Source organism: Ruegeria sp. AB8 (assembly GCF_056542605.1).
This window is the reverse complement of sequence record NZ_JBQGAB010000001.1, coordinates 37,319-61,283: the sequence shown is the minus strand read 5'-3', so window position 1 is coordinate 61,283 and position 23,965 is coordinate 37,319. Positions and strand designations below refer to the sequence as shown.

Here is a 23,965-nt window from a genome sequence, read left to right as displayed (position 1 = left end):
ACCACGGGCCACGGTATAATGTCGGGACATACATGCTCAGGCTTGTGGGGCAGCGTCAAGGGGACATCCCGCAAAGGACGGGCCTGACAGGGAATTGCCGCAGCAGACGGCGCAGAAGCGATCGACGCAGAGAAAGACGAGAGGCAAAAGAAATGGGCGGATTTGTCGGAGGAATAATCGCCGGTGCGGTTGTCGTGCTGGCTTTGGGCGCGGTTCTGTCGTTGAACACGCCTTTGTCGTCAAAACCGGCCGTCTCAACGCACGCACCCGACCCTGCGCCGCTCGAGGATCCGGTGTCGACGGCCGATGCACCGGATGCCGGGGCCGACGCCGATCTGGTCGAACTGCCGCCTGAAGCGCCGGAACCGGTCGATGAACAATCAGATTCCCTTGCTGGGGTGACAAATGTCGACCCCACGCCGGATACGCAACCCGTTGTAGGAGAGAGTAACCCCGCAATCGAAATGCCGGACGTAGCGCCCGAACCTGAAGTTGCGGTCGCCCCAGACGCACCAGTTGCACCACCGGCTCCTGCGATTGCCGCTGGCACGCCACAGGTCGAAGCTTTGCCTGAGGTGGCCGATACCGCGCCTGAACCTCCGGCGCCGCCAGCCGAAGATGTGGCCGTTCTGGAACCGGAAGCTGAGCCTGCACCACTGCCGGGCACGCCGGAAGAACCGAAGGTCGAGAACCCGTTTGAAAACAGCCCCATTGCCGTGGAAGGGGATGAGGATACTCTTCCTCGCAATCTGCCCCGTATCGCAACCTTGCCGCAGATCGGGGGCGATCAGCCCGCAACGCCAGGCTCGACAATTGGCAGGCGTGTGGTTCCTCTGACGGAACGGGATGATCCTGTTGTGGAAGCCGAAGAGACCGAGCAGGTGCCGGTCGGAAAACCGATCGAGGCATACGCCGCCAGCTTCGAAAACCCGGAATCCAAGCCTTTGATGTCGATCATCCTCATTGACGACGAAGGTGCCTTTGGGGCCGAGGCTTTGCGTGATTTTCCCTATCCGCTGAGTTTCGCGATCAGCCCGTCGGATCCTGACGCCGCTGAAAAGATGGCGCGCCACCGCGAGGCCGGTTTTGAAGTAATGGCCATCGCGGACTTGCCGGAAGCCGCAAATGCACAGGACGCCGAGGTGTCTTTGGCGGTCTGGTTCGAGACGCTGCCGGAAACGGTGGGTATTCTGGAAGGTGTAAACACCGGCATTCAGGGTAATCGTCAGGTGGCTGATCAGGTTGCGGCGATTGCGGCCGGAACCGGGCGCGGTCTGATCACGCAGGACAACGGTTTGAACACGGTTCAGAAACTCGCCGCCCGCAACGGGACACCTTCAGGTGTCGTGTTCCGCGACATTGACGGAGCAAGGCAGGACCCGAAGATCATGCGCCGCTTTCTGGATCAGGCTGCATTCCGGGCCGGGCAGCAGGGAACGGTCGTGATGCTGGGACGTTTGAGACCAGAAACGATTTCCGCACTGCTGCTGTGGGGGCTTGAGGACCGCGGCAACCGGGTTGCAATGGCGCCGATCTCGGCCGTGATGTTGAAAGAAGTTCAGTAAACGTCAGGGAAAATTCAATAAAAGGCGGCTGGTCGGTGTATCGCCGCCTTTTTCTTTAGCTGTTTCCTGATCCCATAAATCGGGCGGCGTCCGCCGCAGCGCGCCGGATCGCGTTCGATTTATGAACCGTTTCCATATATTCCGCCTCGGGGTCGCTGTCATAAACAACACCGCCGCCGGCCTGAATGTACAGTTTCTGGTCCTTAACGATTGCCGTCCGCAGGGCGATGCACATGTCCATGTCGCCGCCGGCGCTGAAATATCCGACGCCGCCGCCGTATACACCACGCTTTTCGGGTTCCAGTTCATCAATGATTTCCATCGCGCGCACCTTCGGGGCACCCGAGACCGTGCCCGCAGGCATCCCTGCAAAGAACGCGTCCAGTGCGTCTTTGTCCTCTGCCAGTTCGCCAACCACGTTCGAGACGATATGCATCACGTGGCTGTAGCGTTCGATGATGAACTCTTCCGTGGGGCGCACGGTGCCGATTTTGGAAACGCGCCCGGTGTCATTGCGGCCCAGATCCAGCAGCATCAGGTGCTCGGCCAGTTCTTTCTTGTCGGCAAGCAAATCGACTTCGTTCGCCTTGTCCTCTTCCGGCGTCGCTCCGCGCGGACGGGTGCCGGCGATGGGGCGGATCGTAACTTCATCCCCGAAGACACGTACCAGAATTTCCGGGCTTGCGCCGACAACCTGAAATCCGCCGAAATTGAAATAGAACATGAACGGTGAAGGATTTGTGCGCCTTAGGGATCGATAAAGCGCAAAGGGCGGCAGCGGGAATTCCTGTGTCCAACGCTGGGCCGGAACCACCTGAAAGATATCGCCTGCGCGGATATATTCCTTGGCCTTCTCAACCGCTTCCATGTAGCCGGATTTGGTGAAGTTCGAAACGGGCGGGGCGATCTCATGCGCATCACCCAGATCCCTGGATTCGGTCGGCATCGCGCGTTCCAGATCGCGGACAGCATCCATGACGCGTTCGGCAGCCTGCGCATAGGCGGCCTTGGCGGATTGACCTTCGCTGACCCAGGCAGGGGACACGACCGTCACGTCGCCTTTTACCCCATCCAAAACCGCGATCACCGACGGGCGCAGCATCACCGCATCCGGCAGGCCCAACGGGTCGGGGTTCACATCCGGCAGGTATTCGACCAGCCGCACCATGTCATAGCCAAGATAGCCGAACAGGCCAGCCGCAGCCTGCGGCAATTCTTCAGGCAGGTCGATGCGGGATTCGGCCAGCAGCGACCGCAGGTTGTCCATCGGATTGCCGTCCTGCGGCACGAAGGCGTCCGGATCGAACCGGGCAGAGCGGTTCAGCGAGGACGTCTCGCCATGGCAATGCCAGATGAGGTCCGGCTTCATACCGATGATCGAGTAGCGCCCGCGGACTTCGCCCCCCGTGACCGATTCCAGAACAAAAGCGTCCTTCTGAGCCCCCGTCAGTTTCAACATCAGCGAGACGGGCGTGTCCAGATCGGCGGCCAGGCGGGTATAGACGACCTGATTCTCGCCTGCCTCGTAGGCACGCGCGAATGCGTCAAATTCTGGGGTCAGGGCCATGTCCGCTCTCTTTTAGTAGCTCGCCTGCACGGCGTTCAGCGCACGCTGATCAATGACCGGGCGGGCACGAGTCTGGGCATCGCGCACATAGGCGTCAAAAATGTTCTGAGCCAGCGCCTGGTTCATCTGGACTTCCAGCGCGGCTTTCATCTGGCGCAGTTCGTCGGTCTCAGCCGGCGGCAGCAGTTCGTCCAGCCTGACGATCAGGGCGGCATTATTGCCGGGGACAACCCGCAACTCACCCGGCTCCATTTCAAAGACCTGGGTCATAAATCCGACCGGAGCGTCATCAAGGAAGGCGGTGCGGGTCAATGCGTTCTCTACCCGGAACGGCAAACCTTTCGCGGCAAAGTCGCCGTCGGTCGCCAGTTGGGTCAAGACAGTGTTGGCTTGATCCTGCAGGGCCTTGCCTGTTTCAGCCTGAACCCATGCCTCGGCCACACGGTCACGGGCGGTCTCAAGCGGTTCAGGCCGCTGCGGCAGAACCTCATTCAGGCGCAACGCGAAAATCGAGCCGTCTTCGAGAAAGCCGATTTCGGGGAAGTCGCCTTCGCGAACGGCTTCGGCGGCGGCGCGAAAGCCCTCATACGCGGCGACACCTTCTTCGTTTTCACGGGTCCAGTCGATCTGGCCCAGTTCCATCTCGGTTTCGCCTGCCAGTTCTTCCAGGGTGGCCCCACCGGCAAGCATGTCGTTGATGTCCTCGGCCTGCGCCTCGATCAGACGCCGTGCACGCTCGGCTGCCAGTTCTTCGCGCAGGTCAGGGGCAGCGTCTTCAAACGGGATGTTGTTTGCTGCCAGTGATCCGTTGATCCGGAACAGAGCAGGGCCAAACACGGACGGCAGAGGTCCAACCACCGCATCAAGATCAGCCCCAAAAACAGCATCGGCCGCTTCGCCGAGGTCTTCGCGGGTCACATCGCCCAGATCAATGTCGCTCAGTTCGAGGTCGCGATCGCGCACGAGCTGTTCAAATGTCGTGCCGCCAACCTCGATCTGCGCCATGGCATCCATAGCGGCCGCTTCGTCCGAAAAGGCCAGCCGTTCGACGAGGCGTCGTTCCGGTTGCTGGAATTCGGCGATGCGCTGATCATAAAGGCTGCGCAAGGCGTCGTCCTGGATTTCAACGCTGTCGAGCAACATTTCGGGCGACAGGATCGCGTACGTCAGGCGTTTGGTGCGGGGCAGGGTGAAACGATCCGTGTTTTCGTCGTAATACGTTTGCAACTGCTCGTCCGTGGGTTCAGCAATCGGTGCGGTCAGGGCATCGGCCCCAAGTGTCGCGACGGTAAAGCTGCGCCGTGCGCCGACATAGTCCGTCAATACGTCCGACAGCGTTGCAGGCATTACGACGCCGCCGACAACCGCCCCTTGGACAATGGTCCGCGCGGATTCCTTGCGAAGATCAGCTTCGAACTCGGCATCGGTCATCCCCGCCTGTTCCAGTTGGAACTGGTAGGTCTCGCGGTCGAAATTGCCGTCCACGCCCTGAAATGCCGGGATCGCGACGATTTCCTTCTGCAGGTTTTCATCGCCAATCGATACGCCCAGCTGAGCCACCTCGTTGTTCAACGCAGCCAGAGCCGTCAGACGGGACAACGCCAGTTGGCCCAGCCCCAACTCCTGTGCCTGCGACATTTGCAGGGCCTGACCTGTCTGGGCCTCGACCGCGCGGATTTCACGCTGCAGTTCGCGCACATAAGCGTTGATCGGAACCACTTCGTCGCCGACCTGCGCCACCGTCCGCACCGTACCGCTGAGGTTTACGGCGCCAAACCCTGCAAGTCCAAGCATCAGCAAGCCCATGAGAATCCAGACGAAGGTCTTTGATAGGTTTTTCATGCCTGCGGCCATGGATGCCCTCTTTCATGCTTTTGTCGGCAGATGACTGCCCTGTTGGTTGCGGCCCTGAATACGACGCGTTCCGCCGGGGGGCAAGATCAGATGGAAAGCGCCTGAAGACGGTCGAACAATCGTTCGATACCCACGCGGTCGATGTTGGCAAAAGCGATGCGCACCTGCCGTTGGCCCGCCGCATCCTGAGTGGGTGTGAACATGGTACCTGGCAGCAGCAGAACACCAGCTTTGGCCACCAGCTTTTGGGCAAGCTCATCTGACGGAATGTCGAATGGATGTTCAAGATATGCGAAATACGCCCCCAGACCAAGCAATCGCCAGCCCCTGGCCGTCAGTCTGGGCATCTCTTTTGCGATGGCTGCACGGCGATCCAGGATTTCATCACGTTCAGACGCAAGCCATTGTGACAGGTTCTGCATCCCCCACAGCGCGGCGAACTGGCCGATCTGACCCGGGCAAATAGCAACCGTGTCCAGAAACTTTTCGATCTCGGCCAAAAGTTGCGGACTTGCCGCGATGGCTCCGACCCGGTGGCCGGTCAGACGGAAGGCCTTGGAAAACGAGTAGAGATGAACAAATGTATCCTGCCAGTCGGGCTGACGGAACAGTTCATGCGGAGCACCGGACCGGCTGTCGAAATCCCGATAGGTCTCGTCCACCAACAGTTTGATGCCGGCCTCACGCGCAAGATCATAGAACGCCCCAACCAGTTCCGAGGGGTATTCGACGCCGCCTGGATTGTTCGGAGTGACCAGCGCAATCGCGCGTGTCTTTTCGGTGATCAGGTCTCGGGCCCGGGCCACGTCCGGCAGCAGATTATCACCCGTGGGAAGATCAACAGCCCGCACACCAACCATGTCGAGCCACATTTTATGATTGAAATACCAGGGGGTTGGCAGGATAACCTCGTCCCCCTGATCCGTGATCGCGGCGATCACAGCAGAAAATGCCTGATTGCATCCTGATGTGATTGCGACCTGTTCCGGTTCGACATGGGACTGATAATGTGCCCCGATCTGGCGGGCCAGCTCTGTGCGAAGGTCGGTATTGCCCAACACAGGCCCGTAAAGATGGGCGCTGTTTTCGGAAATCGCGAACTCTGCCATTGCCTTTCGCAGTTCGAGTGGCGGAGGGTCCACGGGCGCGGCCTGACTGACATTGATCAGAGGCCGGTCTTCGGGAAACTCGACGCCTTCCAGCCAGCGTCGCGCCTCCATCACCGGAGGGGCGAAAGTGGCGGTGGTGCGTGTATGTGTCATGCGGTTTTTGCGAGGCACTGCCCCGCGCTCCGAGGTATTTTGAACAGAAGAAACCGCGGCGTGGGATCAATCGGTGCCGCGATAAGGCTCGACATATTGCAGGGCCATGTCCCAGGGGAAGAATATCCAGGTGTCCTGGCTGACCTCGGTGATGAAGGTGTCCACCATCGGACGACCTTTGGGCTTGGCGTAGACTGTGGCGAAATGCGCGTTGGGATACATGTCGCGTACAAGTTCCAGCGTTTTGCCGCTGTCGACCAGATCGTCGATGATCAGCACACCAGTTCCGTCGCTCATCAGCTTGGCATCCGGTGCCTTGAGCACTTCGGCCTCGCCTTGTTCCTGATGATGGTACGAGCGGACGCTGATCGTATCGACCGTGCGAATATCCAGTTCTCGGCTGACGATCATCGCAGGAGCCATACCGCCCCGAGTGATGGCCACGACCGCGCGCCAGGCGCCGTCGTCGGGCCCCTGGCCATCGAGACGCCACGCCAGGGCGCGGGAATCGCGGTGAATCTGGTCCCAGCTGATATGAAACCCTTTTTCGTGCGGCAAGCGGTCTTTGGCGCTCATCTGATCAACCCTTTTCAATATCCGGCGCATCGACGGCTTTCATGCCGACGATGTGATACCCCGAATCCACGTGCAGATTTTCACCGGTTACACCGCTGCTGAGGTCGGACAACAGGTATAGGGCGGATTTGCCGACATCGTCTATGGTCACGTTCCGGCGCAGGGGCGAATTATATTCGTTCCACTTCATGATATAGCGGAAATCGCCGATACCGCTTGCCGCCAGTGTTTTGATCGGACCCGCGGAAATAGCGTTTACGCGAATCCCGTCCTTGCCCAGGTCTTCAGCCAGATATTTGACCGATGCCTCCAGCGCGGCCTTGGCGACGCCCATCACGTTGTAGTGCGGCATCACCTGCTCGGCCCCGTAATAGGTCAGCGTGATTGCGCTGCCGCCTTCGGACATCAGTTTTTCTGCGCGCTGCATCACTGCGGTAAAGGAATAGACCGACACGTCCATCGTCAGGTTGAAATTAGCCCGTGACGTATCGACATAGCGCCCGCGCAGTTCGTTCTTGTCCGAGAATCCGATGGCATGGACGATAAAGTCCAGCTTGCCCCATTTTTCAGAAAGCTGCGCGAACAACCCGTCAATGGATGCCTCATCACTGACGTCACAGGGCAACACGATATCGCTACCCAACTGGGCCGCCAGTGGGTCAACCCGTTTTTTCAACGCATCGCCCTGATACGAGAACGCCAGCTCAGCGCCTGCTTCGGACAGGGCGCGGGCGATTCCCCATGCGATTGATTTGTCATTGGCCAGTCCCATGATGAGGCCGCGTTTTCCGGCCATCAACTGATTAGACATATTTGGATCTCCGCCTGTCCCGGTTTTATCAGAGTGGTTTAGGCCATTGGATGCGCTGCTTCAAGGCTGAGCGGGTCTTGCCCGCAGCGGGTTCTCGCCTTAGGGTCGTCAACATTACTTTCCAGGGGATGGAAATGAACGAGCGTAGCGGCATTTTTGCCGGAACTGATCCGTTTGAATTGGCGGAGCGGTGGCTGGGCGAGGCCAGAGAGTCTGAACCTAACGATCCGAATGCGATTGCTTTGGCGACCGTAGATTCGGACGGTATGCCCAATGTGCGCATGGTTCTGCTTAAGGAAATCGAGCCGGACGCCTTTGTATTCTACACGAACTATGAAAGCGCCAAGGCAGCCGAACTGGAAAGTGCCGGCAAAGCGGCTTTTGTCATGCACTGGAAATCCTTGCGGCGGCAGATCCGAGTTCGTGGTACAATATCGCGCGAGGATGGTCCGAAGGCGGATGAATACTATGCCTCGAGATCACTGAAAAGCCGTTTGGGGGCCTGGGCTTCCAAACAATCGCAGCCGCTGAGCAGCCGATCGGTTCTGATGGCGGAAGTGGCGAAAGTAACGGCGAAACTTGGACCCAATCCGCCACGCCCGCCGTTCTGGGGCGGGTATCGGTTGGAGCCGACGGAAATCGAGTTTTGGGCCGATGGTGCATTTCGTTTGCATGATCGGTTCAGATGGCGGCGGGATCAATCGGGTTCCGCGTGGCAAGTGCAGAGGTTGAATCCATGACGTTCGCGTATCGTGAAATGCAACACGCAGAAAACAATGATTTTTTTCAACTTGAATTTGCGCGCCATTCCCATACACATCAAACCCTTAACGAAGTGCTAATTTTCGCGATGGGAAAACAGTGCCAGAAGATCTGAACAACATGTACCGCGTACGTGGACACGTTAAATGGTTCGATCCCGCAAAGGGGTACGGATTTGTTGTGTCCGACGAAGGCGGCCCGGATATTCTGTTGCATGTGAACGTGTTGCGCAATTTCGGGCAAAGTTCGGTCGCCGATGGCGCTGGTATCGAGATTATGACGCATCGCACCGATCGCGGTGTTCAGGCGGTCGAAGTCGTGACCGTCGATCCCCCCGCACGCGCAGATGCCATGCTGCTGGCCGATTTCGCCGATCTTGACCCGGTCGTGATTGCCAACGCACCGCTTGAGGCGGCGCGCGTCAAATGGTTCGACAAAGGCAAGGGCTTTGGCTTTGCAAATGTCTTTGGCCGTGATGAAGACGTTTTTCTTCACATCGAGGTTCTGCGCCGGTCCGGGCTGGCCGATCTTCAGCCGGGCGAGGCCCTTGCGATGCGTGTCATCGACGGCAAGCGGGGACGTATGGCGGCGCAGGTTCTGGCCTGGGAAGCTGCTCTGGACGCATAAGTGCCAATGATCAGGTTTCTCTCGGTTCTCATTATTCTTTCAGTAATGTGGGCTGAAACCGCGTTGGCGGCCTGTCGGGAAGACAGGATCTATGTCCGGAACGACAAAACTCACATTCGGTTTGATATCGAACTTGCGATCTCGCCTCAGGACCGTGCGCGCGGCTTGATGTTTCGGGAATCACTGCCGACACAGTCGGGGATGCTGTTTGTCTTCGATCCGCCGCAACCCGTGGCGTTCTGGATGAAGAACACGCTGATTCCTTTGGACATGATTTTTCTGGATCAGTCCGGGTCCGTAATGAAAGTGCACCACAATGCGGTTCCGGGTGATCTGACCCCTGTCGACGGTGGGGGTAAGGTATTTGCGGTATTGGAAATTAACGCCGGTCTCGCGGCGCGGTACCTGATAACGCCCGGTTCCCAGATGCGGCACAAAGTTTTTTCGCGCGGACCTGCGATTTGGCCCTGTTAGGGCTTTTCAAATCAAATCGGCACGTTTAGGAAGGCGCACGGTCCGGGGCGTGGCGCAGTCTGGTAGCGCACCTGTTTTGGGTACAGGGGGTCGTAGGTTCGAATCCTGCCGCCCCGACCACTTTTTCGATCAAATCGGATTCCCGCCAAATTCGGTGTACAGCCGCGAAAAATCGCGATTAACCATCTCGCTTTGCACTGGAATCTTCACGGTCTTCCCACTTTTCTGCGGAACCAAAAAAAACAACTCGGCATCGACCCGATAGCCAGCCTGGATCTTACTGGAATGCAGATACGTCACGATCTGCGGCAGGTTTTGGGGATAACCGTCAAAGTTGAGAATCAGATAGGCCGTCATGTCGGGGGGCAGCAACTCGCGACATTCGACGGTGTTTCGGTCGGTTTTTACATATTTGTTGCCAGGGCCCACGCAGTCGGTTTCAAACGCACTGAACAGCTTTTGGGGATACTCCGGGAATTCAGCGCTGCGCGATGACGGGGACGTGTCTTGTGGTGTGCAGGACACGATCAGCGCGGCAACAGGCAGCAGATGAAGCAGATTCATATGTAAAACCAACAGGGTTCAGACTTTAGAGATGGTTTCACTATGGCATGGGACCGGAGCACGGGACGATGATTCTCTGGCCCGAGCATTAACAGCTGGTTGCTTGATCATTGGCCGATAACCATGGCGAGAAAAAAGAGAAATCAATTTGAGCCGTCCGGCGGTCAGGTCCTGCGCGGAAGCGTCTTACCTGTGGAGGAATCGTGGACAAGTGAATTGCGGACTCGTCATGGGATGAGGTCAACAAAAAAGATTTGAAAAAAGATCGAAAAAGCCCGTTGACCACATATGGGTATATACGTCAGATTGTATGGGCCGAAAGACGTGCCACAATATCTGGTAGGCACTTACCAGAATAAGGCAACGGGCGAGGGACGGAAAGCATACCAATGCCACGTGCAGCCGAATTGTTCGGCTATGCGCTGTCAAAGGCAGCGACCGATACCCTTTTGTCCGGAAATCGGTGGCAGGCGGTCGACACCCCGCAAACAAGATTTGGTGTCGAAAACCGAAAATTAAGCTGGTTGTAGCTAGGGCGGCGGACATGAAGATTGACAGAAAATTCACCAAATCCGGGCAGGATGCATATGCAGATCTGGAGTTTGTTTCGGCAACATCCGAAATCCGCAACCCGGATGGGACAATTGTTTTCCGTCTCGAGAATATCGAAATCCCTTCAAGCTGGAGCCAGGTTGCCAGCGATGTCATCGCCCAAAAATATTTCCGCAAGGCTGGTGTTCCGTCCAAGCTGAAGAAAGTCAAAGAAAAGGACGTTCCCGAATTCCTGTGGCGTTCGGTTCCCGCTGAAGACGCTGAGTTTGACGGAGAAATCTCGTCCAAGCAGGTGTTCGACCGTCTGGCCGGCGCTTGGGCGTATTGGGGCTGGAAAGGCGGGTATTTCTCAACCGAGGATGACGCGCGCGCTTACTTTGATGAGATGCGCTATATGCTGGCGACCCAGCGCGCGGCGCCGAACTCGCCGCAATGGTTTAACACCGGTCTGCATTGGGCCTACGGGATCGACGGCCCGGCGCAGGGTCACCATTATGTCGACTACAAAACCGGCAAGCTGACCAAATCGAAATCCGCATACGAGCACCCGCAGCCGCATGCTTGCTTCATCCAGTCCGTCGATGATGATCTGGTGAACGAAGGCGGCATCATGGACTTGTGGGTGCGCGAGGCGCGCCTGTTCAAATATGGTTCGGGTACCGGGACCAACTTCAGCCATCTGCGTGCAGAAGGTGAGGCGCTGTCGGGTGGTGGCAAGTCCTCGGGCCTTATGGGCTTTCTCAAGATCGGCGACCGCGCCGCTGGCGCGATCAAATCAGGCGGGACAACCCGTCGAGCAGCAAAGATGGTAATCGTCGATGCAGATCACCCCGATATCGAGCAATTCATCGAATGGAAGGTGATCGAAGAGCAGAAGGTGGCCTCGATCGTTGCCGGATCGAAGATGCACGAGAAGATGCTGAACGGCATTTTCGAGGCCATCCGCAGCTGGGGCGGCGCGCAGGATGATGCGTATGATCCCAATAAGAATGACAGCCTGAAGAACGCGGTTCGCGAAGCCAAAAAAGTCGCGATCCCAGAGACTTACATTAAGCGCGTGCTGGATTATGCGCGTCAGGGTCACGACAGCATCGAGTTCCCGACTTACGATACGGACTGGGATTCGGAAGCCTACAGCTCGGTTTCGGGCCAGAACTCGAACAACTCAATCCGCGTGACCAACGCTTTCCTGACCGCAGTTGAGAAAGACGCGGATTGGGAACTGATCAATCGCACCGACGGCAAGGTTTCCAAGACCGTCAAGGCGCGCGATCTGTGGGAAAAAGTCGGCCATGCGGCATGGGCCTGTGCTGATCCGGGTATCCAGTTTCATGACACAGTCAACGAATGGCACACATGCCCCGAAGACGGAGCCATCCGCGGCTCGAACCCTTGCTCGGAATACATGTTCCTCGATGACACGGCTTGTAATCTGGCGTCGATGAACCTGCTGACCTTCCTCAAGGATGGTGAGTTTCAGGCGGCGGACTACATGCACGCTTCGCGTCTGTGGACCCTGACGCTGGAAATCTCGGTGACAATGGCGCAGTTCCCGTCCAAGGAAATCGCGCAACTGTCTTATGATTTCCGTACCTTGGGTCTTGGATACGCCAACATCGGCGGCCTGCTGATGAACATGGGCTACAGCTATGACTCAGATGAGGGGCGTTCGATCTGTGGCGCGCTGACCGCGATCATGACCGGTGTGGCGTATGCGACCTCGGCGGAGATTGCAGGCGAGCTTGGCCCGTTCAAAGGGTATGAGCGTAACGCCGACCACATGCTGCGCGTTATCCGCAACCACCGCCGTGCGTCGCAGGGTGTGACCGAGGGTTATGAGAAACTGGCCGTCAAGCCGGTGCCGCTGGACCATGGCAACTGCCCAGACAAGCGTCTGATTGATCTTGCAATGTCGGCCTGGGATGAGGCGCTGAGCCTCGGCGAAAAGAACGGCTACCGCAACGCGCAGGCTACCGTGATCGCACCGACCGGTACCATCGGTCTGGTGATGGATTGCGACACGACCGGAATCGAACCTGACTTTGCTCTGGTGAAGTTCAAAAAGCTGGCTGGTGGCGGTTACTTTAAGATCATCAACCGCTCAGTGCCGTCGGCGCTGGAAAAGCAGGGCTATTCCTCGTCTCAGATTGAAGAGATCGTGGGTTACGCGGTTGGTCACGGCACCATCGGCAACGCGCCGGGGATCAACCACACCTCGCTGACCGGTCATGGTTTTGGCGCGAATGAGCTGGCCAAGGTGGATGCCGCGCTGGAAAGCGCCTTTGATATCCGGTTCGTCTTCAACCAGTGGACACTGGGCGAGGATTTCTGCACCGGCGTTCTGGGCATCCCGGCGACCAAGTTGAACGACCCGACCTTCGATCTGCTGCGCCATCTGGGCTTTACCAAAGCGGATATCGACGCGGCCAACGACCATGTATGCGGAACAATGACGCTGGAAGGCGCGCCGCACCTGAAGGAAGAGCACTACTCGATCTTCGACTGCGCCAACCCGTGCGGCAAGAAAGGCAAGCGTTTCCTTGGGGTTGATAGCCACATCACTATGATGGCCGCGGCGCAAAGCTTCATCTCAGGTGCGATCTCGAAAACGATCAACATGCCGAATGACGCAACCATCGAGGATTGCCAGAAGGCTTATGAACTCAGCTGGTCGCTGGGTGTGAAGGCGAACGCGCTGTATCGTGATGGCTCGAAACTGTCGCAGCCTCTGGCTGCGGCGCTGGTCGAGGATGACGATGAAGCCGCTGAAGTGCTAGAGAGCGGATCGGCGCAGGAGAAAGCCGTCGTTCTGGCCGAAAAGGTGATCGAGAAGGTTGTGGTCAAGGAAATGATCCGCAGCCATCGCGAGAAACTGCCGCATCGCCGTAAGGGGTATACCCAGAAAGCGATCGTCGGCGGCCACAAGGTTTATCTGCGCACCGGCGAGTTCGAAGACGGCAAGCTGGGCGAGATCTTCATCGATATGCACAAGGAAGGCGCTGGCTTCCGTGCGATGATGAACAACTTTGCCATCGCCGTGTCTGTTGGCCTGCAATACGGCGTACCGCTGGAAGAGTTCGTCGATGCCTTCACCTTCACCAAGTTCGAACCGGCGGGGATGGTGCAGGGCAACGACTCGATCAAGAACGCGACGTCGATCCTGGATTACATCTTCCGCGAACTGGCCGTGTCTTATCTCGACCGCACAGACCTAGCCCATGTGAAGCCCGAAGGCGCAACCTTTGATGATCTGGGCCGGGGAGAGGAAGACGGGTTGTCGAACGTTTCGGAAATCAGCGAAACAGCGGCGTCCAAGTCCTTGGAAGTACTGAAACAAATCAGTTCGACTGGCTACCTCCGCAAGCGATTGCCGCAGGACCTGATGGTGTTCAATGGTGGGCAGTCCGGCGCGAACGGCATGGCCGAATCCGCAGCGCAATTTGCGGCACCGGTTGCGGAGACAGCCGTCGCGACCAGCATGGACGCCCGTACGAAGGCGAAGATGCAGGGATACGAGGGCGACCCGTGCGGAGAATGCGGAAACTACACGCTGGTGCGCAACGGCACCTGCATGAAATGCAACACCTGTGGCGCGACAAGCGGGTGTAGCTGAAGTTTAGCGCCCTGGCACCCCGGGGTGCAGGGGTCGGATGCTGCCACAGTGACCGGCCCCGACGAATACGGAGAAAGGCTCTGAGACTTACCAACTGACCTTTCTCCACTCGGCCGACATGCCCGTGTTGGCCGGGAACAGGGTGGGGCGGAATATCGGTCCTTCCCACTCTTTCACGGGGCGGGTGCGCTCGTCCCATGCGCAGTCCAGGCCGCAGGCAAAAAAACACCGGGCGGTCAACGATACGAGCCTGGAAGGCGAAACTGACAGGGGGCTTCGGCCCCCTTTCTTTTTTGACCTGAGCAAAGCCTTGCCGGAATGCGTTCCTGTTATCGGGCAAGAACCGCCGAACAGAACTTCGGGTGTTTTTCTTGGCGGCGGACCGCAGATGCGACTCTGCAAAACACGCAATGATTGTCCTGAAATTTACGTCCTCAACCATTGCGAGTGACAGAAGGCGTCAATCGGGTGTTTCTGGGGCCTGTCCGGACAGGAAACAGACAACAACACTCTCAGGAGGCACCGAAATGAAACGCCAAAATCTGGCTGTATTCTCAGCAATCGTACTTGGATTGCCAACACTGGCCGTCGCTCAAACCTCAGTGGACGCAAACGGGGATGGCGTACTGACAATCGAAGAAGTGCAGGCAATTCTGCCCGATGTCGACGCAGACGGGTTCTCGGCCATGGATGCAAATGGCGACGGCGCGCTGGATCAGGCCGAGATTGCCGTCGCACAGGAAGCGGGTTTGCTTCCATCCAGTGACGGCTAAATCCGGGTGCGGGAAAGCGGCCTGAGCATTTCAGGCCGCTTTTCAGTGTCTTATCTCGGCAAGTGAATGTTGAATCTGCTTCGAAGTTCAGCATCCAGCATCGGGTCGAATTGTGCCGGCGACGGTGCTGACAGGATTTCATCTTTTCGCTTGATCGCTTTCTCAATCAGATCAGGTTTGCCGAGTTCCACCCATTCCTTGGGTGAGGAGCGATCTCCGAAGGTCGGATAGACATAATCTGCCTGCATGCGGCTGAGCGTTGCATCCGTGCCAAGATAGTGACCCGGTCCGCCCATGCAGACGGCCGCCATCTGGTCCAGCGCCAAAGTTTCGTCCGTCACTTCGATCCCGCGCACGCAGCGCTGCGCCTGGCCGATCAGGTCATCGCTGAGGATCAGGCTCTCAAAGCAGAAACCCAACAATGAGGCGTGCATTCCAGCCGCTTCGTAGACCATGTTCAGGCCCGACAATCCGGCCATAACGTTCGAGCACATCTGCTCCCATCCGGCCTGCATGTCCGGCAGTTTCGCATCCGATGCTCCGGCGGCGGCACCGCCCGGAAGGTCGTAGAACCTGTGCATCTGGGCGCAGCCCGCGGTCAGAAGGGCCTGTTCACCCGAACCGATGGACATCGCGCCGGTGCGCAGGTCCAGACCAAAGGGCCAGGTTCCAAAAACGGCTGGCGCACCGGGTTTGACGGCATTGACGTAAACCAGACCGGCCAGGCATTCCGCCGTTGCCTGAGTGATTGCGCCCGCAATCGTCGAAGGCGCAGTCGCTCCGGCCATTCCCGCCGACAGCAGCAGCACCGGCATCCCGGCCTTGATGCATTCTTCCATCACTTCGCAGCTTTCCGTTGCGAATTTCATTGGCGGAACGACAAAGCAGTTCGAGTTGGACATGAACGGCCGCTCGCGCCATTTGTCCTCGCCGCCCGCGATCATGTGCAGCATTTCTATCGCCGGGGCGACATGGCTGGGTTCGGTAAAGGATGTGCCGATATGCTTGAACGTGCCCGAGGTCGTGGCGTAGACCGTGTTCAGATCCATCTCAAGGTTATCCGCAATATCGCGGCAAACCATCGGACGCTGCACAAAGTGAATGTTGTCAAGCTGCTGGCAGATGCGTGAGGCGTCATGCAGATCCTGCACGGTCGAATCGCGGTATTCCTGGCCGTGTACGTCGACCATGCTGACAGCCGCGCCAGCCGTGCCGTAATGAACACGCGTGCCTGACAGTTCCAGATCGGTCTTTCCATCCCGGCTGTAAAGCGTCACGGAACGATTGGCTTTGGCGATGGTATCTTCCACCAGCGCACGCGGGAACCGGATGCGACCGTCATCACCCAGGGTACAGCCTACGGCAACAAGATAGTCGATCCCGCTTTGCGGCGCATCCGCAAGGCCAATCGTTTCCAGCGCTGTCAGCGCAGCTTCGTGAATGCGTTCCAACTGTGACTGAGTCAGCACGTTCAGGGTGCCGCCCTCCATTCCGGGCCGCACGGGGCGCAGGTGATCGGGCAGGGCAGAGGCACGGGCGGCACGGCGCGCGGAGCGTCCGCCGCTGCGAGAGGAAGTACGGGTTTGGTCGTTCATGTGTTTGGTCCGGGTTAAGAGCTGTTCCTGAAGAGTGGCTTAATTCACCCTCAGAATGGCCTTCCCCGCGCCGCACGTCCGCGATCCGCACCAATGGTGCGGCTGATCAAGCGGATTTTCCAGTAGTCGCTTTTCATGCGGACCTCTTACGTTGGCCGTAGTTATCCTTCACCTGGCGACATGATCTGTCCTGTTTGCGACCCAAACTTAGAAATAGGTCGCCATTGCTCCCTTTCTTTGTCGAAAGGGTTTCAGCGTGAGATTTCTTCCCGTTCGGGTGGAAATCTGATATAGTTGGATCACTATTTATTAACCTGTCTGTTATCAGAATTGAAATATCGGTTCTCGGACCCAATGTTCGGGTAAATGGTTTGTAAGCGCCCCGAAATTCCCGCTCATCGGGGCTGTAACATGTTGGAGACGTGAATGAAATTCAGCACGGCCCTCATTGTCGCAATGACAATGTTAAGCGCCGTCCCGGCAGTCGCCGAGGATTGGACCGGGGGTTATGCAGGATTCAGCTTTGGGTATACTGAAGCGGACGGCCCCAACGGATCCAGCGGTGACGATTCCAGTTTTGGACTCCATGTCGGCTATGACCACGATTTCGGAAGCTTCGTTCTGGGAAGCGAATTGGAATACAATCACCTGTCGCTGAACCTCGGTCAGGGGGAAGGTACATTAGACAGTCTGACACGGCTGAAACTGCGCGGCGGGTACGACTTCGGACCGGCGTTGGGGTATGTGGTGGTCGGGGCCGCACGGATCGATACGTCCGCCGACAATGACACGGCGGCGGTCTACGGAATTGGCGTTGCCTATCCGGTCAATGACAGATTTATCATCAGTGGCGAGGCGCTGCGTCAGAATTTTGACAATGTGACCCGATCAAATGGCAGTCTCGGCGCCAACACTTTCAATCTGCGGACGACCTTCCGGTTCTGATCAATGGTTTGGCTTCTCCCGGGAGCGTTCATTGCCAAATCACGCAGTGTTTGCAGCGCTGCAATGAAGAGGTCGTTTGCGATCGTCATCGCAACCCGGATGGGACCAGCCGCAACGCTGCCCAAGCTCTCACCTTGCCTCAACGCAATGGAATGCGTTTCGAGCAGCGCCTTTGCAAATGCCTCACCACTTCGCCTGTTGATACGAACATTCAGCATCAAATACATGTCCCCTGTTCGGGCACCAGCCCGACAACGTTCCGAGTGCTCAACAGTTCGATAGCCAAGGTTCGCCGATTGCGGACGAGTTCCGAGAAATCCTGTTTCAGATCAATGCCCGAGTTCAACGTAAAACTGGAGGCGTCCTGAATAAATCTAGGAACGCCATACGTTGTATGTATTGCCAGATTGATCGGAATGGAAATGACGTACTAGGGCCTGATGATCCGGCTGTAGTTTGATCCTGTCATTGCATGTGAATTGAACATGGTCCGAACAACCGGGGTGCGTTCGGCCATGACCAGCAAATTTTGAGGCGAAATATGGACGCCGACCCAAACTGCGTGTCACTGACTTCGTCCGAAATCAGCCAAAGGTCGCGTGTTCGGCAAATATCAGAGATGCTTTGTAACGGGTCGGCGGAATAGACCGCTCCGGTTGGGGTGGTGGGCAAAGTTGATCAGCAAGGACAACGCCCCCGTCGGCTGCGGTATCGCTCCGTTCTGCGCGTGGCCGGAACCCGTCTTCCGGCCGGGTCTGAATGGCGTTGTATTGTCAATCAGCTACGAGGTGGCAACTCAGCCTGTACTTTTTTGGTAAGCGATTTGCGCACAATGTCATAGGAAGCGATCAGCCGATGGCGCATCTCGTCGGCATCCGTTTCCCATGGCAGCAGCAACCAGCTGCGGTGGAAATAGGGCGCTTTGGTGCCGACGCCCGCTTCGATCAGCATCTGCGCAGTGTCGACATCAGGGGTTTTTACTGAAACGCCGGTGCCCGCCGTGCCAATGCAGGCAAACATCTTGCCGCCAATCTTCCACGCGTCATGACCGCCACCCCAGGGGTCGGACACTTCCGCTCCGGGCAGGTCACGGCATATGGAGTTCACGAGGTCTCGGCTCATACAAGGCAGAGTGCCCCGCCATCCGCGCGATCACAAGCCTTGGCTTGACGTGTTTTACGTGGTAATCGGTCCTCATGAACCGGATGACCTGCATCATTATCTGCTGCATTACCTGCTGATTTCTCAAGCGGGCCGGTTTCTTTCGTTTTCATCCCTGAGACAAGTTGCTAAGCCCGCGCCAACGCGCAAGCTATTGCTGTTTCTTAGGAGCCCACGAGATGACGACCATCAGACTGCACAACACACGGACGCGGACGAAGGAAGATTTCGTGCCGATCGATGCCGACAATGTGCGGATGTATGTCTGCGGCCCGACCGTCTATGACCGCGCGCATCTTGGCAATGCCCGGCCCGTGGTGGTGTTCGATGTGCTTTATCGATTGCTGCGCCATGTCTACGGCCCGGAACACGTGACCTATGTGCGCAACTTCACGGATGTGGATGACAAGATAAATGCGACGGCGCTGGCCCGAAAGCAGGCAGGCGCGGTCGGGTCGCTTGAGCAGTTGGTGCAGGAGCGTTCCGACGAAACCATTGGCTGGTATCTGCACGACATGGGCGCCCTGGGGGCGCTGGAGCCGAACGAGATGCCGCGAGCGACGCAATTTGTCGCTCAGATGATTGCGATGATCGAAGACCTGATCGCAAAGGGGCACGCTTATGCGGCCGAAGGTCATGTGCTGTTCGCAGTGGACAGCTGGAAGGAAGAATACGGAAGCCTGTCTGGGCGGTCGGTCGACGACATGATCGCAGGCGCGCGTGTCGAGGTTGCGCCCTACAAGAAGAATCCGATGGATTTTGTGTTGTGGAAGCCCTCGACCGATGAGTTGCCTGGTTGGGAGTCACCCTGGGGCCGTGGACGCCCGGGATGGCATATCGAATGCTCTGCCATGGCCTATGAACTCTTGGGCGAAAGCTTCGACATTCATGGGGGCGGCAATGATCTGATGTTCCCGCATCATGAAAACGAAATCGCCCAGAGCAAATGCGCGCATCCGCATGGTGAGTTTGCAAGGGTCTGGCTGCACAATGAGATGCTGCAGGTCGAAGGGAAGAAAATGTCCAAATCGCTCGGCAATTTCTTTACCGTACATGATCTGCTGGAGCAGGGTGTGCCGGGCGAGGTGATCCGCTTTGTGTTCCTGCAAACTCACTACCGCAAGCCCATGGACTGGACGGAGAAAAAGGCGCGTGAGGCCGAGGGGACGCTGCGCAAATGGCGGACGCTGACAGCGGGCATCAAGCCCGCCGCCAGCGTGACACACGCGTTTGTGGAGGCGCTGGCCGATGATCTGAACACCGCGGGTGCCGTAGCGGAACTGCACCGGCTCGCAGCGAAAGGGGACGCTGCTGGTCTGTTGGCTGGCGCCCGTCTTCTTGGGCTTTTGACGGATGAGATGGGGGGCTGGGCGCATACAGATAGCGTCGATTTGTCCGGCCATGCCGAAAAGCTTGTTCAGGCACGGGCTGCTGCCATGCAGAGCAAAGATTTCGCTGAAGTGGATCGCCTGAAAGCCCTGTACGTTTCCGCAGGCATTGAAGTTCGGATGAGCAAGAACAGTGTCGAATTGGTCCCCGGCGCGGGCTTTGACGCATCCAAGCTGGAAGGTGTGTGATGACCAAGGAACGGCTCTATCTTTATGACACCACCCTGCGCGATGGGCAGCAGACACAGGGCGTTCAGTTCTCGACTGCTGAAAAGGTGCAGATCACGCAGGCGCTGGATGCGCTGGGGATTGACTATATCGAAGGCGGCTGGCCGGGTGCCAACCCGACGGACAGTGCGTTTTTCGATGTGGCACCAAAGACTTCGGCCTGTCTGACCGCGTTCGGGATGACCAAACGTTCGGGTCGGTCCGCAGACAATGATGACGTTCTGGCGGCGGTGATGAATGCGGGAACGCAGGCGGTTTGTCTGGTGGGGAAATCACATGATTACCACGTGACCGACGCGCTTGGTATCGACCTTGCGGAAAACACCGAGAACGTACGCGCCTCGGTCGCGCATGTCGTGGCGCAGGGTCGCGAGGCTTTGTTCGATGCCGAGCATTTCTTTGATGGATACAAGGACAATCCTGACTATGCGATCTCGGTTTGTCGCGCTGCACTGGACGCTGGTGCGCGCTGGGTTGTGTTGTGTGACACAAATGGTGGTGCCTTGCCTGCGGAGGTCGGGCGCATCGTTTCCGAGGTGATCGCCGCCGGGCTGCCTGGGGATCGTCTGGGTATTCACACCCATAACGACACGGAAAACGCTGTGGCCTGTTCGCTGGCCGCGGTAGATGCAGGCGCGCGCCAGATACAGGGTACGCTGAACGGATTGGGCGAGCGTTGCGGCAACGCCAATCTGACTGCCCTGATTCCGACCCTTTTGCTGAAGGAACCCTATGCCTCGACTTTTGAGGTTGGCGTCAGTCGCGAAGCCTTGTCAGGTCTGACGCGGATCAGCCGGATGCTGGACGACATATTGAACCGGGTGCCCAGCAAGCAGTCGGCTTATGTCGGGGCCTCGGCCTTTGCGCATAAGGCAGGGCTGCATGCCAGCGCGATTCTTAAGGACCCGTCGACTTATGAACATGTCGACCCGGCGACTGTTGGCAACTCGCGCATCATTCCGATGTCAAACCAGGCCGGGCAATCGAACCTGCGCAAACGCCTGACCGAAGCCGGGCTGACGGTCGAAGCCGGCGATCCGGCGCTGGGGCGCATACTGGAGCGGATCAAGCAGCGCGAGGCGGTTGGATATTCCTATGACACCGCACAGGCGAGCTTTGAATTGCTGGCCCGTGCGGAACTGGGGCAACTGCCTCAGTTCTTCGAGGTCAAGCGTTACAAGGTCACGGTTGAGCGGCGCAAGAACAAATACAACAAGATGGTCAGCCTCTCCGAGGCCGTCGTTGTAGTGAAGGTCGACGGGGAAAAGAAACTGTCGGTCAGTGAATCGCTGGACGGCGACGGCAGCGACCGGGGCCCGGTCAACGCCCTCGCCAAGGCGTTGGCCAAGGATCTGGGTCAGTATTCGCGGATACTGAATGACATGCATCTGGTCGACTTCAAGGTGCGCATTACTCAGGGCGGCACCGAGGCGGTCACGCGGGTCATCATCGACAGCGAAGACGGGCAGGGACGCCGATGGTCAACTGTTGGTGTCAGTGCCAACATAGTTGATGCCTCGTTTGAGGCGCTGCTGGATGCGATCCAGTGGAAACTGGTGCGCGACTGCAATCCGCGCTCGGAAGCGGCTGAGTGAGCGTGAAATTCGACGACGATCTCAAGGCCTGTGCGCAACTGGTGCACCGGGCGGATTCGGATCGATTCATGGCGGCAATGGCCGCCCCGGTTCCTGCACGCGCGGTCCTGTTTCCCATTTACGCACTGAATGTCGAAGTTGCGCGCGCACCGTGGGTGACGCAAGAGCCGATGATCGCGGAAATGCGCCTGCAATGGTGGCGAGATGCGCTTCAGGAAATCGCCCAAGGCCCGACGATAAGACGGCATGAGGTCGTGACGCCGCTATCTAGGGTTCTTAACCCTCATCTGGCCTCGGTTATGGATGAATATGTGGCGGTAAGGCGTTGGGATATCTACAAAGACCCTTTCGAAGATGAAGAGCACTTCGATACCTATATCGACCAGAGTGCGGGGACATTGATGGTCGCGTCAGCGCAGGCGCTCGGCGCTGCAGATGAAGCCGTTTTGCGCGATTTTGGCTATGGCGTCGGGGTCGCCAACTGGTTCCGTGCCATCCCCGAGCTTGAGGCGCGCGGCCGCATTCCTTTGTTGAACGGAACACCCGATGCCATACGTGCATTGGCGCAGGTTGGGCTGGATCGGCTGAACAGCGCGCGTGCGAGGCGGGCGGATGTTTCGGTGCAGGCCCGACCCGCGCTATTCGCTGGCTGGCAGGCGGACTGGGTGTTGAAGCAGGCGCTGACGCAGCCTGAACGCGTCGCCAATGGCACATTGTGGCAAGGGGAAGTCAGGCGCCGCGCGTCACTGATGTGGCGGTCCGGCAGCGGTCGCTGGTAATACGTTTGTCAGGCTGTTTCGGCCTCGGCCGGTTTAAGAACCAGCCACAACAATGCGCCACCGGCCAGCGTCAACAATGGGATCATGGCCAGATTGACGGCCGTCCATCCCTCGACCGGTGAACCGCCCGAGCAGTTCATCAGTCCCCCCGATGCCAGCGACGCCAGAGTAACACCGCCAAATACCAGCAGATCGTTCAGTCCCTGCATCCGTCCACGCTCGTTCACGTCGTGCGAGTCCGCGAGCATGCTGGTCGCGCCGATAAAGCCGAAATTCCAGCCGATCCCAAGCAGGATCAGGGCAACAAAGAAATTGCCAAGCTCAACGCCTTGCAGGGCAACGACGCCGGCCGCTGCCAGAATGGCCAGCCCGAGCGCGACGATCTTTTCAACCCCGAACCGGGCTATCAGTTGGCCGGTGAAGAAGCTGGGAACATACATCGCCAGAACATGGCTGGTCACGATATCCGCCGCGTCATTCGGGCTGAAACCGCAACCTACAACCGCCAGTGGAGTGGATGTCATTACAAGGTTCATCAGCGCATAGGACACCATGGCGCAAATCACCGCCACCGCGATGCGCGGCGTTCTGAGCATTTCGATCCGCGTTCTGCCCTTCGGCGCGTCTTCGGCGGGTTTTTCCGGTGTGGGAATATCGAGGAAAAAGAACAGGGCCGAACCAAAAACGTTTACGGCAATCACGGCCAGATAGGTGCCAAGAAATGGAATGACATACGCTTGCGCCGTCAGCTTGACGATCTGCGGTCCTATGATTGCAGCTGCAAGCCCGCCGGCCATGACGTAGGAAATCGCCTTCGGGCGATAACTGTCTGACGCAGTATCGGCGGCGGCAAAACGGTAAAAGCCATGTGCGCTCATATAGATGCCGGTCAGCAGGCTGCCCAGCAGGAAGATCGGGAAAGACCCCAGGTACAGGCCGTACGCCCCGACAACGCCACCACAAGCTCCGGCAGTCGCACCAAACAGAAAACCCACCCGGCGACCCCATTTCTGCATGATCGCCGAGATCGGTGTGGCGGCCAGCATCGACCCCAGCACGATCAGTGAGATAGGCAATGTTGCAAGGCAAGGGTTGCTGGCCAGCGACTGCCCCGCCAACCCGCCGACAATGAACATCATCGGCATTTGCGCGCCCAGAATGGCCTGCGCGGCAACCAGAACCGCTACGTTGCGTTTGGCCAGAGAGTTGTCGGGAGAGGCAGTCATCATCGTCATGGGGCATGGGTATCGGTGAAATCCCTGGCACACAAGCGG

The 23,965-nt window shown here is 58.1% G+C and carries 19 protein-coding genes and 1 tRNA gene; 11 read left to right on the top strand and 9 right to left on the bottom strand.

Annotated features, from left to right (window positions below; translation table 11 throughout):
• Positions 1-152: 152 nt before the first annotated feature.
• Entirely contained in the window at positions 153-1,565 is a 1,413-nt protein-coding gene (locus ACR0CG_RS00285) for a divergent polysaccharide deacetylase family protein (protein ID WP_480522350.1), read from the top strand.
• A gap of 55 nt (positions 1,566-1,620) precedes the next feature.
• Here the strand turns inward: ACR0CG_RS00285 and trpE are convergent, their stop codons facing one another.
• The 5 genes from trpE to fabI all read right to left on the bottom strand — a co-directional run bounded on the left by trpE (position 1,621) and on the right by fabI (position 7,635).
• On the bottom strand, positions 1,621-3,132 hold the full coding sequence (trpE, locus tag ACR0CG_RS00280; RefSeq protein WP_480522349.1) for an anthranilate synthase component I: 1,512 nt from the start codon (positions 3,130-3,132) through the stop codon (positions 1,621-1,623).
• A gap of 12 nt (positions 3,133-3,144) precedes the next feature.
• Positions 3,145-4,986, bottom strand: coding sequence for a SurA N-terminal domain-containing protein (locus ACR0CG_RS00275; protein ID WP_480522348.1), 1,842 nt, complete (start codon positions 4,984-4,986; stop codon positions 3,145-3,147).
• 86 nt (positions 4,987-5,072) lie between these two features.
• Entirely contained in the window at positions 5,073-6,248 is a 1,176-nt protein-coding gene (locus ACR0CG_RS00270; RefSeq protein WP_480522347.1) for an aminotransferase, read from the bottom strand.
• A gap of 66 nt (positions 6,249-6,314) precedes the next feature.
• Complete coding sequence (gpt, locus tag ACR0CG_RS00265; RefSeq protein WP_170614934.1) at positions 6,315-6,824, bottom strand: xanthine phosphoribosyltransferase; 510 nt, start codon at positions 6,822-6,824, stop codon at positions 6,315-6,317.
• Positions 6,825-6,828: 4 nt separating this feature from the next.
• On the bottom strand, positions 6,829-7,635 hold the full coding sequence (gene fabI / locus ACR0CG_RS00260) for an enoyl-ACP reductase FabI (RefSeq protein WP_170614935.1): 807 nt from the start codon (positions 7,633-7,635) through the stop codon (positions 6,829-6,831).
• A 134-nt stretch (positions 7,636-7,769) separates the two neighbouring features.
• On the opposite strand from fabI, the gene pdxH reads away from it, so the two are divergent.
• The 4 genes from pdxH to ACR0CG_RS00240 all read left to right on the top strand — a co-directional run bounded on the left by pdxH (position 7,770) and on the right by ACR0CG_RS00240 (position 9,618).
• Positions 7,770-8,375 carry a pyridoxamine 5'-phosphate oxidase gene (gene pdxH, locus ACR0CG_RS00255; RefSeq protein ID WP_480522346.1) on the top strand — a complete coding sequence of 202 codons (606 nt, stop codon included), beginning with the start codon at positions 7,770-7,772 and terminating at the stop codon, positions 8,373-8,375.
• A 121-nt stretch (positions 8,376-8,496) separates the two neighbouring features.
• Positions 8,497-9,024 (top strand): cold-shock protein, encoded by a 528-nt coding sequence (locus tag ACR0CG_RS00250; RefSeq protein WP_480522345.1) that lies wholly within the window; start codon positions 8,497-8,499, stop codon positions 9,022-9,024.
• A 6-nt stretch (positions 9,025-9,030) separates the two neighbouring features.
• On the top strand, positions 9,031-9,498 hold the full coding sequence (locus tag ACR0CG_RS00245) for a DUF192 domain-containing protein (protein ID WP_170614938.1): 468 nt from the start codon (positions 9,031-9,033) through the stop codon (positions 9,496-9,498).
• Positions 9,499-9,541: 43 nt separating this feature from the next.
• Positions 9,542-9,618 (top strand) — tRNA-Pro (locus ACR0CG_RS00240).
• A gap of 9 nt (positions 9,619-9,627) precedes the next feature.
• Here ACR0CG_RS00240 and ACR0CG_RS00235 read toward each other — a convergent pair.
• Positions 9,628-10,062, bottom strand: a complete 435-nt coding sequence (locus ACR0CG_RS00235; protein ID WP_480522344.1) for a hypothetical protein — start codon at positions 10,060-10,062, stop codon at positions 9,628-9,630.
• Between the two features lie 544 nt (positions 10,063-10,606).
• On the opposite strand from ACR0CG_RS00235, the gene ACR0CG_RS00230 reads away from it, so the two are divergent.
• Positions 10,607-14,227, top strand: a complete 3,621-nt coding sequence (locus ACR0CG_RS00230) for a vitamin B12-dependent ribonucleotide reductase (RefSeq protein WP_480522343.1) — start codon at positions 10,607-10,609, stop codon at positions 14,225-14,227.
• Between the two features lie 527 nt (positions 14,228-14,754).
• Positions 14,755-15,000 (top strand): EF-hand domain-containing protein, encoded by a 246-nt coding sequence (locus tag ACR0CG_RS00225; protein ID WP_480522342.1) that lies wholly within the window; start codon positions 14,755-14,757, stop codon positions 14,998-15,000.
• Between the two features lie 50 nt (positions 15,001-15,050).
• On the opposite strand, the gene ACR0CG_RS00220 is transcribed toward ACR0CG_RS00225, so the two are convergent.
• On the bottom strand, positions 15,051-16,595 hold the full coding sequence (locus ACR0CG_RS00220; RefSeq protein ID WP_480522341.1) for a trimethylamine methyltransferase family protein: 1,545 nt from the start codon (positions 16,593-16,595) through the stop codon (positions 15,051-15,053).
• Between the two features lie 426 nt (positions 16,596-17,021).
• Between ACR0CG_RS00220 and ACR0CG_RS00215 the strand changes: the two genes are divergently transcribed.
• The gene (locus tag ACR0CG_RS00215) at positions 17,022-17,540 is read left to right on the top strand and encodes an outer membrane protein (protein WP_480522340.1); all 519 of its coding nucleotides are present in this window, start codon (positions 17,022-17,024) and stop codon (positions 17,538-17,540) included.
• Between the two features lie 777 nt (positions 17,541-18,317).
• On the opposite strand, the gene ACR0CG_RS00210 is transcribed toward ACR0CG_RS00215, so the two are convergent.
• Complete coding sequence (locus ACR0CG_RS00210) at positions 18,318-18,662, bottom strand: MmcQ/YjbR family DNA-binding protein (protein ID WP_480522339.1); 345 nt, start codon at positions 18,660-18,662, stop codon at positions 18,318-18,320.
• Between the two features lie 218 nt (positions 18,663-18,880).
• Between ACR0CG_RS00210 and cysS the strand changes: the two genes are divergently transcribed.
• From cysS to ACR0CG_RS00195, 3 genes are read left to right on the top strand one after another with little or no spacing between them, the layout of a single operon-like run.
• Positions 18,881-20,278, top strand: a complete 1,398-nt coding sequence (cysS, locus tag ACR0CG_RS00205) for a cysteine--tRNA ligase (RefSeq protein WP_480522338.1) — start codon at positions 18,881-18,883, stop codon at positions 20,276-20,278.
• The gene (cimA, locus tag ACR0CG_RS00200; RefSeq protein WP_480522337.1) at positions 20,278-21,912 is read left to right on the top strand and encodes a citramalate synthase; all 1,635 of its coding nucleotides are present in this window, start codon (positions 20,278-20,280) and stop codon (positions 21,910-21,912) included. The genes cysS and cimA overlap by 1 nt, the downstream gene beginning before the upstream one ends.
• A 2-nt stretch (positions 21,913-21,914) precedes the next feature.
• Positions 21,915-22,691, top strand: a complete 777-nt coding sequence (locus ACR0CG_RS00195) for a squalene/phytoene synthase family protein (protein ID WP_480522625.1) — start codon at positions 21,915-21,917, stop codon at positions 22,689-22,691.
• A gap of 8 nt (positions 22,692-22,699) precedes the next feature.
• On the opposite strand, the gene ACR0CG_RS00190 is transcribed toward ACR0CG_RS00195, so the two are convergent.
• Positions 22,700-23,926 (bottom strand): MFS transporter, encoded by a 1,227-nt coding sequence (locus ACR0CG_RS00190; protein WP_480522336.1) that lies wholly within the window; start codon positions 23,924-23,926, stop codon positions 22,700-22,702.
• Between the last annotated feature and the right edge of the window lie 39 nt (positions 23,927-23,965).

Bases quoted from the DNA above. Each gene is read 5' to 3' on its own strand.
- gpt (WP_170614934.1), bottom strand. From the start codon at position 6,824: ATGAGCGCCAAAGACCGCTTGCCGCACGAAAAAGGGTTTCATATCAGC.
- pdxH (WP_480522346.1), top strand. From the start codon at position 7,770: ATGAACGAGCGTAGCGGCATTTTTGCCGGAACTGATCCGTTTGAATTG.
- ACR0CG_RS00235 (WP_480522344.1), bottom strand. From the start codon at position 10,062: ATGAATCTGCTTCATCTGCTGCCTGTTGCCGCGCTGATCGTGTCCTGC.
- ACR0CG_RS00215 (WP_480522340.1), top strand. From the start codon at position 17,022: ATGAAATTCAGCACGGCCCTCATTGTCGCAATGACAATGTTAAGCGCC.
- fabI (WP_170614935.1), bottom strand. From the start codon at position 7,635: ATGTCTAATCAGTTGATGGCCGGAAAACGCGGCCTCATCATGGGACTG.
- ACR0CG_RS00270 (WP_480522347.1), bottom strand. From the start codon at position 6,248: ATGACACATACACGCACCACCGCCACTTTCGCCCCTCCGGTGATGGAG.
- cysS (WP_480522338.1), top strand. From the start codon at position 18,881: ATGACGACCATCAGACTGCACAACACACGGACGCGGACGAAGGAAGAT.
- cimA (WP_480522337.1), top strand. From the start codon at position 20,278: ATGACCAAGGAACGGCTCTATCTTTATGACACCACCCTGCGCGATGGG.
- ACR0CG_RS00230 (WP_480522343.1), top strand. From the start codon at position 10,607: ATGAAGATTGACAGAAAATTCACCAAATCCGGGCAGGATGCATATGCA.
- ACR0CG_RS00245 (WP_170614938.1), top strand. From the start codon at position 9,031: ATGATCAGGTTTCTCTCGGTTCTCATTATTCTTTCAGTAATGTGGGCT.
- trpE (WP_480522349.1), bottom strand. From the start codon at position 3,132: ATGGCCCTGACCCCAGAATTTGACGCATTCGCGCGTGCCTACGAGGCA.
- ACR0CG_RS00210 (WP_480522339.1), bottom strand. From the start codon at position 18,662: ATGAGCCGAGACCTCGTGAACTCCATATGCCGTGACCTGCCCGGAGCG.
- ACR0CG_RS00225 (WP_480522342.1), top strand. From the start codon at position 14,755: ATGAAACGCCAAAATCTGGCTGTATTCTCAGCAATCGTACTTGGATTG.
- ACR0CG_RS00285 (WP_480522350.1), top strand. From the start codon at position 153: ATGGGCGGATTTGTCGGAGGAATAATCGCCGGTGCGGTTGTCGTGCTG.
- ACR0CG_RS00275 (WP_480522348.1), bottom strand. From the start codon at position 4,986: ATGGCCGCAGGCATGAAAAACCTATCAAAGACCTTCGTCTGGATTCTC.
- ACR0CG_RS00220 (WP_480522341.1), bottom strand. From the start codon at position 16,595: ATGAACGACCAAACCCGTACTTCCTCTCGCAGCGGCGGACGCTCCGCG.
- ACR0CG_RS00190 (WP_480522336.1), bottom strand. From the start codon at position 23,926: ATGACGATGATGACTGCCTCTCCCGACAACTCTCTGGCCAAACGCAAC.